Origin of the sequence: Caldimonas thermodepolymerans, from assembly GCF_015476235.1 — a bacterium.
Taxonomy (GTDB): Bacteria; Pseudomonadota; Gammaproteobacteria; order Burkholderiales; family Burkholderiaceae_C; genus Caldimonas; species Caldimonas thermodepolymerans.
Map to the genome: position 1 here is coordinate 2,092,773 of NZ_CP064338.1, position 16,919 is coordinate 2,109,691.

At 69.6% G+C, this 16,919-nt stretch carries 16 protein-coding genes; 3 read left to right on the forward strand and 13 right to left on the reverse strand.

Annotated features, from left to right (window positions below; genetic code table 11):
- Window positions 1-2: 2 nt before the first annotated feature.
- The 13 genes from lpxA to rpsB all read right to left on the reverse strand — a co-directional run bounded on the left by lpxA (window position 3) and on the right by rpsB (window position 12,394).
- Complete coding sequence (gene lpxA / locus IS481_RS09785; RefSeq protein ID WP_104358432.1) at window positions 3-791, reverse strand: acyl-ACP--UDP-N-acetylglucosamine O-acyltransferase; 789 nt, start codon at window positions 789-791, stop codon at window positions 3-5.
- Between the two features lie 11 nt (window positions 792-802).
- Window positions 803-1,243 (reverse strand): 3-hydroxyacyl-ACP dehydratase FabZ, encoded by a 441-nt coding sequence (gene fabZ / locus IS481_RS09790; RefSeq protein WP_104358431.1) that lies wholly within the window; start codon window positions 1,241-1,243, stop codon window positions 803-805.
- 2 nt (window positions 1,244-1,245) lie between these two features.
- Window positions 1,246-2,274, reverse strand: coding sequence for a UDP-3-O-(3-hydroxymyristoyl)glucosamine N-acyltransferase (gene lpxD, locus IS481_RS09795; RefSeq protein ID WP_104358430.1), 1,029 nt, complete (start codon window positions 2,272-2,274; stop codon window positions 1,246-1,248).
- A 10-nt stretch (window positions 2,275-2,284) separates the two neighbouring features.
- Complete coding sequence (locus IS481_RS09800; RefSeq protein WP_104358429.1) at window positions 2,285-2,800, reverse strand: OmpH/Skp family outer membrane protein; 516 nt, start codon at window positions 2,798-2,800, stop codon at window positions 2,285-2,287.
- Complete coding sequence (gene bamA / locus IS481_RS09805; protein WP_104358428.1) at window positions 2,800-5,127, reverse strand: outer membrane protein assembly factor BamA; 2,328 nt, start codon at window positions 5,125-5,127, stop codon at window positions 2,800-2,802. Before bamA ends, IS481_RS09800 begins: the two co-directional genes overlap by 1 nt.
- Before the next feature lie 5 nt (window positions 5,128-5,132).
- Window positions 5,133-6,500 (reverse strand): RIP metalloprotease RseP, encoded by a 1,368-nt coding sequence (gene rseP / locus IS481_RS09810; RefSeq protein ID WP_104358427.1) that lies wholly within the window; start codon window positions 6,498-6,500, stop codon window positions 5,133-5,135.
- Window positions 6,497-7,699, reverse strand: coding sequence for a 1-deoxy-D-xylulose-5-phosphate reductoisomerase (gene ispC, locus IS481_RS09815; protein ID WP_104358426.1), 1,203 nt, complete (start codon window positions 7,697-7,699; stop codon window positions 6,497-6,499). The genes rseP and ispC overlap by 4 nt, the downstream gene beginning before the upstream one ends.
- A complete protein-coding gene (locus IS481_RS09820; RefSeq protein ID WP_104358425.1) occupies window positions 7,696-8,532 on the reverse strand; it encodes a phosphatidate cytidylyltransferase in 837 nt (278 codons plus the stop codon). Before IS481_RS09820 ends, ispC begins: the two co-directional genes overlap by 4 nt.
- Before the next feature lie 4 nt (window positions 8,533-8,536).
- Window positions 8,537-9,268, reverse strand: a complete 732-nt coding sequence (gene uppS / locus IS481_RS09825; protein WP_259376934.1) for a polyprenyl diphosphate synthase — start codon at window positions 9,266-9,268, stop codon at window positions 8,537-8,539.
- A gap of 24 nt (window positions 9,269-9,292) precedes the next feature.
- A complete protein-coding gene (gene frr / locus IS481_RS09830) occupies window positions 9,293-9,853 on the reverse strand; it encodes a ribosome recycling factor (RefSeq protein ID WP_104358424.1) in 561 nt (186 codons plus the stop codon).
- 14 nt (window positions 9,854-9,867) lie between these two features.
- Window positions 9,868-10,578 (reverse strand): UMP kinase, encoded by a 711-nt coding sequence (gene pyrH / locus IS481_RS09835; protein ID WP_104358423.1) that lies wholly within the window; start codon window positions 10,576-10,578, stop codon window positions 9,868-9,870.
- A 62-nt stretch (window positions 10,579-10,640) separates the two neighbouring features.
- Window positions 10,641-11,531, reverse strand: a complete 891-nt coding sequence (tsf, locus tag IS481_RS09840; protein ID WP_104358422.1) for a translation elongation factor Ts — start codon at window positions 11,529-11,531, stop codon at window positions 10,641-10,643.
- 116 nt (window positions 11,532-11,647) lie between these two features.
- Window positions 11,648-12,394 (reverse strand): 30S ribosomal protein S2, encoded by a 747-nt coding sequence (rpsB, locus tag IS481_RS09845; protein ID WP_104358421.1) that lies wholly within the window; start codon window positions 12,392-12,394, stop codon window positions 11,648-11,650.
- A gap of 261 nt (window positions 12,395-12,655) precedes the next feature.
- Here rpsB and IS481_RS09850 point away from each other — a divergent pair, with 261 nt between their 5' ends.
- Genes IS481_RS09850 through IS481_RS09860 form a run of 3 tightly spaced genes read left to right on the forward strand, consistent with a single transcriptional unit; the run spans window position 12,656 to window position 16,914 of the window.
- The gene (locus IS481_RS09850) at window positions 12,656-14,005 is read left to right on the forward strand and encodes an amidase (protein ID WP_104358420.1); all 1,350 of its coding nucleotides are present in this window, start codon (window positions 12,656-12,658) and stop codon (window positions 14,003-14,005) included.
- A 5-nt stretch (window positions 14,006-14,010) separates the two neighbouring features.
- The gene (locus IS481_RS09855; RefSeq protein ID WP_104358419.1) at window positions 14,011-15,321 is read left to right on the forward strand and encodes an NAD(P)/FAD-dependent oxidoreductase; all 1,311 of its coding nucleotides are present in this window, start codon (window positions 14,011-14,013) and stop codon (window positions 15,319-15,321) included.
- Between the two features lie 54 nt (window positions 15,322-15,375).
- A complete protein-coding gene (locus IS481_RS09860) occupies window positions 15,376-16,914 on the forward strand; it encodes an NAD(P)H-hydrate dehydratase (protein ID WP_194963290.1) in 1,539 nt (512 codons plus the stop codon).
- Window positions 16,915-16,919: the final 5 nt, after the last annotated feature.

Sequence of the window (16,919 nt, forward strand, 5' to 3'; positions counted from 1 at the left end):
CCTCAGCGCACGATGCCGCGGGTCGACTGGGCGAGGAAGCCGAGCATGGTCTCGATGTCGGCCCGCATCTGTTCGTCGTCGGCCGGCAGCGCGGCGATCTGCTGCTTGGCCTGCTCCAGCGTCAGCCCCTGGCGGTAGAGCAGGCGGTGCATCTGCTTGAGCAGGGCGATGCGTTCGCGCGAGAAGCCGCGCCGGCGCAGCCCCTCGACGTTGAGACCGTGGACGGCCAGCGGGTTGCCCGCGGCCGTCATGAACGGAGGAATGTCCTGCGACACGTGGCTGCCGAAGCCTGCCATCGCATGCGCGCCGATCTTGACGAACTGGTGGATGCCGGTCAGCCCGCCGATGACCACCCAGTCGCCGACGTGGACATGGCCGGCCAGCGTCGCGTTGTTGGCCAGGATGGTGCGGTTGCCCACCACGCAGTCATGCGCGATGTGCACGTAGGCCATGATCCAGTTGTCGTCTCCGATCACGGTCACGCCGGTGTCCTGCACCGTGCCACGGCTGAAGGTGCAGAACTCGCGGATCGTGTTGCGGTCGCCGATGCGCAGCTCGGTCGGCTCGCCGCGGTACTTCATGTCCTGCGGGTCGGAGCCCAGCGAGGCGAACTGGTAGATGCGGTTGTCGCGGCCGATCGTCGTCGGCCCCTCGATCGTGCAGTGCGCGCCGACGCTCGTGCCCTCGCCGATGCGCACGTTCGGGCCGATCACGGCATACGGGCCGATGACGACGTTCTCGCCCAGCTCGGCCTTCGGATCGACGATCGCGGTGGGGTGGACTTGAGCCATCGTGGTTCGGGTCAGCCCTCGACGATGCGCATCGTGCACATCAGTTCGGCCTCGACCGCCAGCTCGCCGTCGACCAGCGCCTGGGCCTTGAACTTGTAGATGCCGCCGCGCGCACGGTCGAGCGTCACGTCGAGGATCAGCTGGTCGCCCGGCTCGACGGGTCGCTTGAAGCGCGCCCCGTCGATGCCGACGAAGTAGTACACCGCGCGGGGATCGAGCTCGGCGTCGCCCGCATCGAAGGCCAGCAGCGCCGAGGCCTGGGCCAGGGCCTCCAGCATCAGAACGCCCGGCATCACCGGGCGGTTCGGGAAGTGGCCCATGAAGAAGGGTTCGTTGATGGTGACGTTCTTGAGCGCCTTGATCCGTTTGCCCTTCTCGATCTCGAGGACCCGATCCACCAGCAGGATCGGATAACGGTGCGGCAACTTCTTCAGGATGTTGTGGATGTCCATCGTTACTTCAGTTTCTTTTCCAGCGCGCGCAGGCGCTCGCGCAGCGCGTGGAGCTGCCGCACGGTCGCGGCATTCTTTTCCCATTCCTTATTGTCGTCGATGGGGAAGGCACCGCTGTAGACACCGGGCTTGAGCAGGGAGCGGCTGACCAGGCTCATGCCGGTGACATGGACGTTGTCGGCCAGCGTGAGATGCCCGGCAATGCCCACGCCGCCGGCGATCGTGCAATGGGCGCCGATGCGGGTGCTGCCGGCCACGCCCACGCAGCCGGCCATCGCGGTGTGCTCGCCCACCTGCACGTTGTGCGCGATCTGGATGAGGTTGTCGAGCTTGACGCCGTCGGCGATCACGGTGTCCTCGAGCGCACCCCGGTCGATGCAGGTGTTGGCGCCGACCTCCACGTCGTCGCCGATGCGCACCCCGCCGAGCTGCTCGATCTTCACCCAGCGGCCGGCCTCGGGCGCAAAGCCGAACCCGTCCGCACCGATCACGGCACCGGAATGGATGATGCAGCGCTGGCCGATCGTGCAGCCGTGCATGACCGTCACGCGCGGCGCCAGGCGCGTGCCCGCTCCGATGCGCGAACCCCGGCCGACCACGCTGTGCGCGCCGATGACGGCGCCGTCGCCGATCTCGACCTCGTCCTCGATCACCGCCAGCGCCTCGATGCGCACGCCCTGCCCCAGGCGCGCGCTGGCCGCCACCACGGCGGAAGGATGCACGCCGGGTTCCGGCGCCGGGCGCACGCGCTGCGCCCACCACTGGGTCAGGCGGGCGAAATAGAGGTAGGGGTCGTCGGTGACGATGGCCGCCCCCCGCTGGGTCGCCGCCTCCTTGAACGCCGGTGCGACGATGACGCAGCCGGCCGCGGTCTGGGCCAGCTGCGATGCGTAGCGGGGATTGGCGAGGAAGGAAAGGGTCGAAGGCGTTGCGCCTTCCAGCGGGCCCAGCCGGTCGATGCGCAGCCCGGGAGAACCGATCAGCTCTCCGCCGAGGGCCTGCGCGATCTCGCCGAGGGCCACATCGTTCACGGCACGAGGATCACTTGCCACCGTTGGCGTTCAGGGCGTTGATCACCTTGTCGGTGATGTCCACACGCTTGCTCGCATGCACGACCTCCTGGAGGATCAGGTCGTACTTTTCCTGTTCGGCGATGCGTTTGATCACCGCATTGGCGCGCTCGATGATCGCGGCCAGCTCCTCGCTGCGGCGGCGGCTGATGTCTTCCTGGTACTCACGCCGCTTGCGCTGGAACTCGCGCTCCATGTCCACCAGCTCGCGCTGACGGCGCGCGCGTTCGGATTCGGACAGCGTCGGCGCGTCCTTGTCCAGCTTGTCCGAGGCCGCCTTGAGCTTGGCGGCCATGTCGGCCAGCTCGCTCTCGCGGGGCTCGAACTCCTGCCGCAGACGGGCCTCGGCCGCCTTGGCGGGGGCCGACTGGCTCAGCACCCGGTCGCTGCTGACATAGCCGATCTTGATTTCCTGTGCCTGCACGCCGTGCATGGCCAGCACCAGCAGGCCACCGACGAGCGCAGACTTCGCAAAATTCTTCTTCATCAGAAGGCAGTCCCAATCTGAAATTGCAGACGTTCGATTCTATCCCCGGACTTTGCCCGCACCGGAATACCGTAGGCCAGTTTCAGCGGCCCGACCGGCGAGACCCAGCTGAAGCCGATACCCACCGAAGCCCGCAGGTTTTCCACCGACACCTTTTCCTGGCGGTCGTCAAAAACGTTGCCCGCGTCGAAATACCCGAACAGCCGCAAGGTCCGGTCGGTACCGGAGCCGGGGAACGGCACGTACAGCTCGGTATTCAGGTTCAGGCGCTTGTCGCCACCGACGCGGGCCCCCGTGCTGCTGTCGACGAAACCGAAGGAGCTCTGCGCGAAGCCGCGCACCGACCCCAGGCCACCGCCGGTGAAGTTCTTGAACACCGGCAGCGGACGGCCTGACAGCCCCTTGCCCACGCCCACCTCCGCGTTGAACGCCAGCGTGAAGGACTGGCCAAGCGGGATGTACTGCTGGAACTGGTAGTTCGCCTTGACATAGCGGGCGTCGCCGGCCAGGCTGGCCTCGCCGTTGAGGCGCTGGTAGCGCCCGCGGGTGGGCACCAGCGCACTGTCGCGGCCGTCGCGCGTCCAGCCGATGGTCAGCGGCATGCTGACGCTGCGCGCGCCGAATCGGTCGCGGTATTCCGAATAACTCAGCGGCATGCCGGCTTCGTCACCTTTGATTTCGGTGCTTTCCACGCCGATACCGAAATACACCGTGTCGTACTCGGTGAACGGCACGCCGAAGCGGATCGCCGCGCCGGGGGTGACCAGCTTGTAGTCCGAGCCCTGGCTGGACAGCGGCTGGTTGGTCCGGTAGTACAGGTCGATCGAGCGCGAGATCCCGTCGATCGTGAAGTACGGGTCCAGCGTGCTGATGATGAAGTTCTGGTTGTACTTGCTGGTGTTGAACTCGAAGCCCAGGTAGTTGCCCGAACCGAAGATGTTGTCCTGCTTGATCGACGCGGTCAGCGTCAGCTTCTCGGCGCTGGAGAAGCCGGCACCCAGCAGCAGGTTGCCGGTGGGCTTCTCGACCACGTTGAGCGTCAGGTCCACCTGGTCCGGGGAGCCGGGCACCTCGTTGGTCTCGATGCTGACCTCGTTGAAGTAGCCCAGGCGGTCGACGCGGTCGCGCGACAGGCGGATGCGGTCGCCGTCGTACCAGGCGGACTCGAACTGGCGCAGCTCGCGACGGATCACCTCGTCGCGCGTGCGCGTGTTGCCCGCCACGTTGATGCGCCTCACGTAGACCCGGCGCTGCGGGTTGGCCACCAGCACCACCTTGACGCGGCCGGTCTCGCGGTCGATGTCGGTCTGCGGCTCGACGCGCGCGAACGCATAGCCGAAGGCGCCGAAGCGCTCGGTGAAGGCGCGCACCGTCTCGGCCACGTCCTCGGCGCGGTACGGCTCGCCGGGCTTGATCGTCACCAGCGACTTGAAGTCGTCTTCCTTGCCGAAGTACTGGCCTTCCAGCTCCACGGCCGTCACGACGTACGGCTGGCCTTCGTGGATGTTGATCGTGATCGAGATGTCCTGCTTGTCCGGCGAGATCGCCACCTGCGTGGAGACCACCGAGAACTCGAGGTAGCCGCGGTTCAGGTAGAACGAGCGCAGCTGCTCCAGGTCCGCGTTCAGCTTCGCACGCGAATACCGGTCGGACTTGGTGTACCAGGTCATCCAGCCGCCTTCGGTCAGCGACATCAGGCCCTTGAGGCGGCTTTCCGGGAAGGCCTTGGCCCCGACGATGCGGATCTCGCGGATCTTCGCCACCCCGCCTTCGGTGACGGTGAACGTCACGTTGACGCGGTTGCGTTCCTGCGGCGTGACGGTGGTGATGACCTCGGCGCCATACAGGCTCTTGGAGAGGTACTGGCGCTTGAGCTCCTGCTCGGCGCGGTCGACCAGCGCCTTGTCGAACGGGCGACCCTCGGCGATGCCGACCTCGCGCAGCGCGCGCACCAGCACCTCGCGGTCGAACTCCTTGATGCCGACGAACTCGACATTGGAGACGATGGGACGCTCCTCGACGACGACCACCACCACGTCGCCTTCGATCTCCAGCCGCACGTCGGAGAACAGGCCGGTGGCGAACAGGGCACGCAGCGCCGCGGCGCCCTTCTCGTCGTTGTAGGTGTCACCGATGCGGAACGGCAGCGAACCGAACACGGTGCCCGGCTCGGTGCGTTGCAGGCCTTCGACGCGGATGTCGCGGAGCGTGAAGGGCTCGACCGCCCATGCCCATCCGGCATGCAATGCAGCGACGACGGCTGCGGCGATGAGGGAAGGTTTGCGAAGCGAAAACGAACGCTGATGCGAACGGGAGGATGACAGCATGGAGCTCAGTGGAGACCCAGGAGGCGGGCCACGTCGTTGTAGAGAGCGAGTGACATCATCACCAGCATGATGGCCACTCCGCCGCGCTGCAGCCGATCCAGCCACACGTCGGAGATCGGCCGCCCTGTCACTCCCTCGAAAAGATAATACATCAGGTGTCCTCCATCGAGGACCGGCAGCGGCAGCAGGTTGAGCACGCCCAGACTCACGCTGACCAGCGCCAGGAAGCCGAGGTAATACGACAGGCCCAGCTGCACCGACTGCCCGGCGAAATCGGCGATCGTCAGCGGCCCGCTCAGGTTCTTCACCGAGGCCTCGCCGATCAGCATCTTGCCCAGCATGCGCAGCGTCAGCGCCGAGACCTCCCAGGTGCGACGCATGCCGTACGCGACCCCCTCCAGCGGACCGTAGGAAACCTTCACGAACTCGACCGGCTGCCCCACCTCGGCCTCGATGCGCGCGATGCGCTGGCCCTGCTCCTCGATCAGCGCCGGCTCCACGCGCAGCGTCACGACCTGCCCGGCGCGATCCACGCGCAGGGTCAGCGGCCGCGCCCCCTCACGGTCGACCGAGGCGCGGATGCGCTGGCGCAGGCTCGCGGCATCGGCCACCGGCTCGCCGTCGATGGACAGCACCCGGTCGCCGCTGCGCAGCCCGGCGCGCTCGGCCGGACCGCCCGGCAGCACGCGCCCGAGCACCGGCGCACTGTACGGCTGGCCGAGGCCGATCTTCTGCATCAGCGTGGCATCCACCTCGCGCGAGCCCAGGATGCCGAGCGGCAGCACCACCTCGCGCGGCCGCTGGCCATGGGCATCGGTGAGCTGCAGGGCCAGGTCGCGGCCATGCACCGTGGCGTCGGTGACGTACCAGCGCAGGTCGTGGTAGGAGCGGATCTCGACCGGTTCGCCGCCAGGCTCCTGCACCGCCCGCACCCAGTCGCCCGCACGCATGCCGGCACGCTCGGCGAGGCTGCCGGCAGCCGGCGCGCCGAGCAGCGCCTTCGGCTCGTCGGTGCCGATCCAGCCGGCCGCGGCATACAGCACGATGGCCAGGATCAGGTTGGCCGCAGGCCCCGCGGCGACGATCAGCGCGCGCGAGCGCAGCGGCTTGCGGTTGAACGCCTGGTCCGCCAGCGCGGGCGGCACCACCCCTTCGCGCTCGTCGAGCATGCGCACGTAGCCGCCGAAGGGCAGCGCGCACACGACGAACTCGGTGCTGTCGGGCGTGCGCTGCCGACGCCACAGCACCTTGCCGAAGCCGACCGAAAAGCGCAGCACCTTCACGCCGCAGGCGCGGGCCATGCGGTAGTGGCCCCACTCGTGCACGACGATGAGGATGGCGATGGTCAGCAGGAATGCGAACACGGTGGTCATGCGGCCATCCCCTTCACGAGCTGGCGCGCGTGCCGGCGGGCGCCGGCGTCCAGGTCCAGCAGCCCCTCGAGCGAGGCGGCTGCGTCGGCCGTCGGCACCACGTCCTCGAGCGTGCGCGCGTTCACCGTGTGAATCTGGTCGAAGCGGATGGTTCCGGCCAGGAAGGCCGCCACCGCCTCCTCGTTCGCCGCGTTCAGCACCGCGGTGCTGCCGGCCGCCCCGCGCAGCGTCTCCCAGGCCAGCTGCAGGCCGGGGAAGCGGCGCGCGTCCGGGGCCTCGAAGCTCAGCCCCGCCAGCCGGGTGAAGTCCGGCGCCTGCGCGCCGGAATCGATGCGTTCCGGGTAGGCCAGGCCGAAGGCGATCGGCACGCGCATGTCGGGCGTGCCGAGCTGCGCCAGCACCGAGCGGTCGCGGCACACCACCATCGAGTGGATGATGCTCTGCGGATGGATCACCACCTCGATCTGTTCCGGCGCCAGGTCGAACAGCCAGCGCGCCTCGATGACCTCGAGCGCCTTGTTCATCATGGTCGCCGAGTCGACCGAGATCTTGCGCCCCATCACCCAGTTCGGATGCGCGCAGGCCTGCTCGGGCGTGACGTCGCGCAGGCTGGCCGGATCGGCCTGGCGGAACGGACCGCCCGAGGCGGTCAGGATGATGCGCTCGACGCGCTGCGCCCACGTGGCCGGATCCTCGGGCAAGCACTGGAAGATCGCCGAGTGCTCGCTGTCGATCGGCAGCAGCTGTGCTCCCCCCGCGCGCACGGCGTGCATGAAGAAGGCCCCGCCGACCACCAGCGCCTCCTTGTTGGCCAGCAGCAGGCGCTTGCCGGCACGCGCCGCGGCCAGGCACGGCGACAGCCCTGCGGCGCCGACGATGGCCGCCATCACGGTGTCGACCTCGGGGTGCGCCGCCACCTCGTCCAGCGCCGCCGCGCCGCTCAGCACCTCGGTACGGCAGCCGGCCGCCTTGAGCCGCTGGCGCAGCTCGGCCGCAGCCTGCGCATCGGACATCACGGCATAGCGCGGCGCCCAGCGCAGGCACTGCTGCAGGAGTTCCTCGACACGGCGGTGCGCGGTCAGCGCGAACACCTCGTAGCGCGAGGGATGGCGGGCGATGACATCCAGCGTGTTGACACCGATCGAGCCGGTGGAGCCCAGGATGCACACCTGCCGGCGTGCCGTGGACAAGGCGTTCATCTCAGCAGGCTCAGGTTCAGCGCGATGGGCAGCACCGGCAGCAACGCATCGATGCGGTCGAGCACGCCACCGTGGCCCGGCAGCAGCTGGCTGCTGTCCTTGGCCCCCACGCTACGTTTGATCAAGGATTCGAACAGGTCGCCGACCACGCTCATTGCCGCCAGGAAAGCGCAGACCACCACCACCCCGACCCAGCCGAAGCTGGCGCGGATGCCGGTGTACAGGCTCGCGCTGCCGAAGTCCCAGCGCGCGTCGGCGGCGATCCACAGCACGGCCAGCAGCAGCACGCCGGCCATGCCGGACCACACGCCCTCCCAGCTCTTGCCCGGGCTGATGGCCGGCGCGAGCTTGCGCTTGCCGAACGCGCGGCCGCCGAAGTAGGCCGCGATGTCGGCGGCCCACACGAGGCAGAACACCGACAGCAGGAAGTTCAGCCCGATGGCCTTGGACTGGGTCAGCGCCAGCCAGGTCAGCCACAGGATGCCCACCCCGAGCAGCAGGCGCAGCGCCTGCGGCAGACGGGGCCATTGCGTCGGGCCGAGCCGCAGCAGCCAGGCACCGCCCAGCACCCAGGCCACGGTGGCGATCCACCACAGGGTCGGGGCTTGCAGCGAGGCCAGCGCCGGCCAGCTGAGCAGGCAGATCACGGCCACGCCGGCCCCCATGCCGATGGCAGGCGCGGACGCGAGTCCGTTGAGCCGCCCCCACTCCCAGCCGGCCGCGGCGACCGCCACCAGCGTCAGCACCGCGAACGGCCAGACCGGCGCGGCAAACAGGGCCGGCAGCAGCACGGCCAGCAGCAGCACAGCGGTGATCACGCGCTGCTTGAGCATGGCCTCAGACCTCCTCGGCGGTGCGTGCGGGCGCAGTGGCGGGCTTGACGTCGCCGAACCGGCGCTCCCGGGCCGCGTAGGCGGCCAGCGCCGCGTCCAGCTGCCCGGCGTCGAAGTCCGGCCACAGACAGTCGGTGAAGTACAGCTCGGCGTAGGCCGCCTGCCACAGCAGGAAGTTGCTGATGCGCAGTTCCCCGCCGGTGCGGATGAACAGGTCCGGATCGGGCGCGTGGCTGAGCGCCATGTAGCGCGCCAGCGTCGCCTCCGAGAGGTCGTCGGGGCCGAGCCCGTCGGCCATCGCGCGGCGGCAGGCCTGCACGATGTCCCAGCGGCCGCCGTAGTTGAACGCGACCGACAGGACCATGCGGCTGTTGTGCCGGGTGGCGGCCTCCGCCTGGTCCCAGGACGCCTTGACCTTGTCGGACACCTTGGAGCGGTCGCCGACGATGTGGATGCGCACGCCCGCCTCGGCCAGCTGCTGGACATGCTTGGAAACGGCCACCAGCACCAGCTTCATCAACCCGGAGACTTCCTCCTCGGGGCGCTTCCAGTTCTCGGAGGAGAACGCGAACACCGTGAGGTATTCGATGCCGCGCTCGGCGCAGGCGCGCACGGTGCGCACCAACGCCTCGACGCCCTGCTCGTGCCCGAGGACACGAGGCATCCGGCGCCGGGACGCCCAGCGCCCATTGCCATCCATCACGATGGCCACATGGCGGGGAAGTGCGCCTGTCACGGTGCCGGGGGTGCCGCAGCAGCGTCAGATGGCCAGGATCTCGGCTTCCTTGGCCGCGACCAGCTTGTCGATCTCCGCGACGGTGCGGTCGGTCAGTTTCTGGATCTCGTCCTGCGACCGGCGCTCCTCGTCCTCGGTGATCTGCTTTTCCTTCATCAGCTTCTTGGCCTGCTCGTTGGCGTCACGCCGCAGGTTGCGCACCGCCACCTTGGCTTCCTCGCCGGCGTGCTTGACCACCTTGGTGAGTTCCTTGCGGCGTTCCTCGGTCAGCGGCGGCATCGGCACGCGCAGCAGGTCGCCCTGCGCGGACGGGTTCAGGCCCAGGTCGGATTCGCGGATGGCCTTCTCGATCTTCGGGCCCATGCCCTTTTCCCACGGCTGGACGCTGATGGTGCGGGCGTCCAGCAGCGTGACGTTGGCCACCTGGCTGATGGGCACCATGGAGCCGTAGTACTCCACGTGCACCTGGTCGAGCAGGCCGGGGTGGGCACGACCGGTACGGATCTTCGCCAGTTCCTGCTTGAAGGCCTCGACCGATTTCTGCATCTTCTGTTCGGTCGTCTTCTTGATCTCTGCAATGTTCATGTGCGTCGTACTCCTCAAACGTGGACGAGCGTGCCCTCGTCTTCACCGAGCACCACGCGCTTGAGCGCGCCCGGCTTGAAGATGCTGAACACCTTGATCGGCAGCTTCTGGTCGCGGCACAGCGCGAAGGCCGTGGTATCCAGCACCTGCAGGTTCTTGATGATGGCCTCGTCGAAGCTGATGTTGGTGTAGCGGACGGCGTTGGCGTCCTTCTTCGGATCGGCGCTGTAGACGCCGTCGACCTTGGTCGCCTTGAGCATGATCTGCGCGCCGATCTCGGCACCGCGCAGCGCGGCGGCGGTGTCGGTGGTGAAGAACGGGTTGCCGGTCCCCGCGGCAAAGATCACCACCTTGCCTTCCTCGAGATACTGCAGCGCCTTGGGCCGCACGTACGGTTCGACGATCTGCTCGATGCCGATGGCCGACATCACCCGGGCCGTCATGCCTTCCTGGCGCATGGTGTCGGCCAGGGCCAGCGCGTTCATGACGGTGGCAAGCATGCCCATGTAGTCGGCGGTGGCGCGGTCCATGCCGACCGAGCCGCCGGCCACGCCACGGAAGATGTTGCCCCCGCCGATCACGATCGCCACTTCGGTCCCCAGGGCCGTCACTTCCTGGATTTCGCGCACCATGCGGACGATGGTGGCGCGGTTGATGCCATATGCGTCATCGCCCATCAGGGCTTCACCTGAAAGCTTGAGCAGGATGCGCTTGTAGGCCGGCATGCAGTTCTCCAATCGTGCGGCGCCCGGGGTGACCGAAGTGTAGTGGGTAGTTTCGAAGCGAGTTACTGGCCCTTGGCTGCGGCGACCTGGGCGGCCACCTCGGCGGCGAAGTCGTCCTGCTTCTTCTCGATGCCCTCGCCCACCACGTACAGGGTGAAGCCCTTGACGGTGGTGTTGGCGGCCTTGAGCATCTGCTCGACCGACTGCTTGTCGTTCTTCACGAAGGCCTGGTTCAGCAGCGAGACTTCCTTGAGGTACTTCTGCACCGAGCCTTCGACCATCTTGGCGACGATGTCGGCCGGCTTGCCGGACTCGGCGGCCTTCTGCTGGGCGATCGAGCGCTCCTTCTCGATCAGCTCGGCCGGCACGTCGGCGGCCGACAGGGCCACCGGCTTCATGGCCGCCACGTGCATCGCGACGTCCTTGGCCGCCACGTCGTCACCGTCGTACTCGACAACCACGCCGATGCGGGTGCCGTGCAGGTAGTAGGCCAGCTTGCCGCCGCCGGCGTAGCGCTTGAAGCGGCGGATGGTCATGTTCTCGCCGATCTTGCCGATCAAGCCCTTGCGCACGTCCTCGACCGTCGGGCCGAAGCCGTCCTGCGACAGCGGCAGCGCCGACAGCGCGGCCACGTCGGCCGGATCGTTCTTGGCGACCAGCTCGGCCAGCGACTTGACGAAGGCCTGGAAGGCGTCGTTCTTCGAGACGAAGTCGGTTTCGCAGTTGACTTCGATGATCGCGCCGGTGCTGCCCTCGACGTAGGCTGCCACGACGCCCTCGGCGGTCACGCGCGAGGCGGCCTTGCCGGCCTTGTTGCCCAGTTTGACGCGCAGGATTTCCTCCGCGCGGGCCATGTCGCCGTCGGCCTCGGTCAGGGCCTTCTTGCACTCCATCATCGGGGCGTCGGTCTTGGCGCGCAGCTCGGCGACCATGCTTGCAGTGATTGCGGGCATCTCGTATCTCCGGTTCTCTACAGGAACTCCGGGGCGTGCGGCCCCGGCATCAATTCGTTTCGCGGCTTTAAAAAAAAGGGGCTGAAGCAGCCCCTCCTTTCCAGGCTCTGACGGGCTCAGGCGTTCTCGTTGACTTCCACGAACTCGTCCGCGCCCCCGGATGCGGCCTGCACGACCTCGTTCACGGCGTTGGCCTTGCCTTCGAGCACCGCGTCGGCGACCGCCCGGGCATACAGTGCCACAGCCTTGGCCGAGTCGTCGTTACCGGGGATGACGTAATCGATCTCGGCAGGCGAGTGGTTGGTGTCGACCACGCCGATCACCGGGATGCCGAGCTTCTTGGCTTCGGCCACCGCGATCTTGTGGTAGCCCACGTCGATGACGAACAGCGCGTCGGGCAGCGCGTTCATGTCCTGGATGCCGCCGATGTCCTTCTCGAGCTTGGCCAGCTCGCGCTGGAACAGCAGCGCTTCCTTCTTGCTCATGTGCTCCAGGCCGGCTTCGGCCTGGGCCTGCATGTCCTTGAGCTTCTTCAGCGAGGACTTGACCGTCTTGAAGTTGGTCAGCATGCCGCCCAGCCAGCGCTGATCCACGTAGGGCATGCCGCAACGCTGGGCTTCCTGGGCGATGATCTCGCGCGCCTGGCGCTTGGTGCCGACCATCAGGATGGTGCCGCGCTTGGCCGACAGCTGGCGGATGTACTTCATCGCCTCCTCGAACAGCGGCAGCGTCTTTTCGAGGTTGATGATGTGGATCTTGTTGCGATGGCCGAAGATGTAGGGGGCCATCTTGGGGTTCCAGAAGCGGGTCTGGTGACCGAAATGGACACCCGCTTCCAGCATTTCGCGCATGGTGACGGACATGGAATGCTCCAAAGTTGGGTCTAGAATCCGGCGCGAATTGCAACGAGCAGTCAACGAAGTTGCTCGCCGCAACACCTTGAAGTTGCCGGTTCGCGATTTGCTTATCTGGCGCCCTGCCTGGTCGTCACCAGCCGCTGCGGCTCAGCGGGAAATGCGTTGAAATCGCACTGAGAACAACGATGCCGGCGAATCACCGGGGCATCCCAGGCAGACAGAACGCCTGCCTAGCCTCCAGATAAACCCGAAGAGTATAGCATCACCATGCACACCGATCTCAGCGCCGCGCGCACCGCGGTGCACGCCGGCCGGCAGTCCGCGCTCGCGCTGCTGGCCGAAGCGCAAGCTGCCGCCGAGCAGCCTGCGGCGCGCCACGTCTTCATCCGCACCTTCGGCGAGCAGGCGCAAGCCGCCGCGCGCGCCGCCGACCTGGCCGCCGCAGCCGGCGCCCCCGGCCTGCCGCTCGCGGGCCTGGCTATCAGCGTCAAGGACCTGTTCGACGTGGCCGGCCACCCCACCACCGCCGGCTCGGTCGTGCTGGCCGACGCCCCGCCCGCCGCCCGGGACGCCACCGCGGTGGCGCGGCTGCGCCAGGCGGGCGCCGCGCTGGTGGGCCATACCAACATGACGGAGTTCGCCTTTTCGGGCGTGGGCTGGAACCCGCACTACGGCACGCCGGTGAACCCGTCTGACACGAGCGTCGAGCGCATCCCGGGCGGATCGACCTCCGGCGGCGCGGTGTCGGTGGCGCTCGGCGCCGCCTGGGCCGCGCTCGGCTCGGACACCGGCGGCTCGATCCGCATCCCGGCGGCCCTGCAGGGGCTGGTCGGCTTCAAGAACACCGCCTGCCTGACGCCGCTGGACGGCTGCGTGCCGCTGTCGACCACGCTGGACACCGCCTGCGCGATCACGAAGAGCGTGCGCGACGCCGTGCTGCTGCACGAGATCCTGGCCGCGCGCAGCGTGCGCCTGCAGGCGCGCCCGCTGTCGGGTTGGCGCCTGGCCGTGGCACGCACCACGATGCTGGACGGGATGGACGACACGGTCGCCGACGCGTTCGCGCAGGCCCTGCAGCGCCTGCGCGACCAGGGTGCGCAGATCAAGGAGATCGCGCTGGCCGAACTCGCGGAGCTGGCGGACATCCAGGCCACCGGCGGGTTTGCGGCGGCCGAAAGCTGGGCCTGGCACCGCGCGCGCCTGCAGGCCAGCGAAGACCGCTACGACCCGCGCGTCGCGCAGCGCATCCGCCGTGGCGCAGCGATGGGCGCGGCCGACTACATCGACCTGATCCAGGCACGCCGCGCCTGGATCGCGCGCGTCGAGCAACGACTGGCGGGCTTCGATGCGGTGCTGTCGCCGACCGTGCCGGTCGTCGCGCCGACGCTGGCCAGCATCGCGGAGGACGACGCGGAGTTCTTCCGCGTCAACGCCCTGCTGCTGCGCAATCCATCGGTCGTCAACATGCTCGACGGCTGCGCGCTGTCGCTGCCCTGCCACCGCCCCGGGCAACTGCCGGTCGGGCTGATGGTGTGGGCCGGCCACCTGCAGGACGACACGGTGCTGTCGGTCTCGCTGGAGATCGAAGCGGCCCTGGCGGCGACGAAAGGCGACTGAGCACCATGCGCATCGCCATCATCGGCGCCGGGATCGCCGGCGTCACGGCCGCACATGCGCTGGCGGCCGCCGGACACCGCGTCACGGTCTACGAACGCCGCGGCAGCGTGGCCGCGGAGGCAAGCTTCGCGCCGCTGGGCCTGCTCGCGCCCAGCCTGGCCAGCCCCGGCGTGCTGTCGCCCTTCGCCGCGCTGACGGCCGGCCGCTGGTGGCGCCTGCCGCACGAGGCCCACATCCGCGCCGGCTGGCGCCCCGCCAACTGGCACTGGCTGTGGCAGACCCGCCAGCAGCTGGCCCGGCGCGGGACGCTGCAGCAGGCCCTGCGCGAACTGGCCGCCTACGGCCAGCAGCAGCACGCACGCCTGGTGGCCGAGCAGCGGCTGGAGTTCGAGTCCTGTCAGGGTCACATCGTGCTGCTGCCCGAGGGCTCGCGCCTCAAGGCCGCGCAGCAGGCCTGCGAGGCGCTGCGCGTCCAGGGCGTGGCGGCCCGCTGGCTGAGCGCGGACGAGTGCCGGGCACTGGAGCCGGGCCTGGAGCCGGATGCGCCGCTCGCCGCCGCGATCCACTTTCCGCAGGACGAGGCGGTCAACGGCCGGCAGATCGTGCACCTGCTGAAGGAAGAAGGCGAGCGCCTGGGTGTCGAGTTCCGCTTTGCCACCGAGGTGACGCGCATCGAGCCGGGGCGTACGCCGCGCCTGCACAGCAACCCGTCGGGCTCGGCCACCAGCCGGGTCAGCCGCCATGCCAGCACGCTGGCCTCGCTCCCGCCCATGGAACCGCAGGAAGACGAGCACGACGCCGTGCTGCTGTGCGTGGGCGGCCGCTCGGACGCGCTGCTGCGCGCACTGCACCTGCCGCTGCCTTTGATGCCGGTGCACGGCTACACGGTCACCGCCAACCTGCGCCACATCGAGCGCACCCCGCGCGCGGCGATCACCGACGCCGCCCAGGGCGTGAGCCTGATGCGCCTCGGGCAGCGGGTGCGCATCGGCGGAGGGCTGGAAATCGGCACCCCGGTGGGCGACCACCACGAGGCCATGCTGGACCGGCTCTACGCGGTGCTGGACCGCTGGTTCCCCGGCGCGGCGCACAAGATGCACGCGCAGACCTGGAAAGGCACCTGCCTGCAGCTGCCCGACGGCCTGCCGCTGATCGGGCCGAGCCCGGTCGAAGGCGTGTGGCTCAACCTGGGCCACGCCAACCAGGGCTGGGCCACGAGCTGCGCCGCAGCCACCCTGCTGGCCCAGAGCCTGTCGGGCCGCAACCCGGACCTGCCGCTGGAGCGCTACGGCTTGGCACGCCTGCAGCGCGGCTGACGGGCGCCGCGCCCGGCTTGGAAGCGCGGGGCCCGCGCGCTATCGTTGGGCCCCATGTCACGCCCCCCTGCCCCGACACCACGGCCGGTGCGCCGCGTCACCCCGGCCGCCGCCTCTGCCTGGCCGTTGCACGGCACGGCGGCATCCCGCCGCATCGAACAACAGGCCCAGCAGGCCCTGCCCGCACACACGCTGATGCAGCGCGCCGGCGCCGCGGTCGCGCAGCTCGCGCTGGCGCTGGCGCCGCACGCGCGCCGGATCTGGGTGGCCTGCGGCCCCGGCAACAACGGCGGTGACGGCCTGGAAGCCGCGATGCACCTGCGGCGCGCCGGCCGTCCCGTGCAGGTCAGCCTGCTCGGCGACCCGGCCCGCCTGCCGGCGGATGCGCGCGCCTCGCTGCAGCGCGCGCAGGAGGCCGGCGTGCCGGTCGGCCCCGACCCGCTGCCGCCGGCGGACGCGCGCCCCGGCGACCTGGCCATCGACGCGCTGCTCGGCCTGGGCAGCAGCCGCGCGCCCGAAGGCGTGCTCGCGCAGGCCGTGGCCGGGCTGCGCCAATGGCCCGGCACCGTGCTGTGCGTGGACCTGCCGACCGGGCTGGCGGCCGACACCGGCCAGCTGCCCGGCGGCACGGAGCGGGCCGTGCATGGCCACCACACCCTGTCGCTGCTGACGCTCAAGCCGGGCCTGTTCACCGCTTCGGGACGCGACTGCGCCGGGCAGGTGTGGTTCGACGACCTGGACGTGCACGATGACGCGGCGCCCGACGCCTGGCTGTGCGCCCGCGAGGACGCCCCGCCCGCACGCCGCCATGCGCAGCACAAGGGCAGCTTCGGCGACGTGCTGGTGCTGGGCGGCGCCACCGGGATGACCGGCGCAGCGCTGCTGGCCGGGCGCGCGGCGATCGCCGCCGGCGCGGGCCGGGTGTTCGTCTCGCCACTGGGCGAGGCGCCGCTGGCGCTCGACCCGCAGGCGCCGGAGCTGATGCTGCGCGACGCGGACCATGCCGCGGCGCTCGACTGGAGCACGCTGACCGTGACCTGCGGTTGCGGCGGCGGCACGGCGGTGCGCGCAGTGCTGCCCAAGGCGCTGGGCAGCGCCGGCCGGCTGGTGCTCGATGCCGATGCACTCAACGCGATCGCCGCCGACCCCATGCTGCAGTCGTTGCTGGAAGCCCGTGGCCGGCGCGGTGCACCGACGGTGCTGACGCCCCACCCGCTCGAAGCCGCCCGGCTGCTCGCGCTGGACGGCGCGCAAGCGGTGCAGCGGGACCGGCTGGGTGCGGCACGCGCCCTGAGCGAGCGCTATCGCTGCGTCGTGGTGCTCAAGGGCTCGGGCAGCGTGATCGCCGCCGCCGGCGAAGCCCCCTGGATCAACCTGAGCGGCAACGCGGCGCTGGCGACCGCCGGCACCGGCGACGTGCTCGCCGGCTGGCTCGCCGGACTGTGGTCGCAGGGCCTGGAGGCGCTGCCCGCGGCACGCCTGGCCGTGCACACCCACGGGGCGGCGGCCGATGCCTGGGTGGCCGCGCACGCACGCCCGGGACCGCTGACGGCCAGCCGCCTGATCGGCCTGCTGGCCGGCGACGCGCCCTGAAGCTG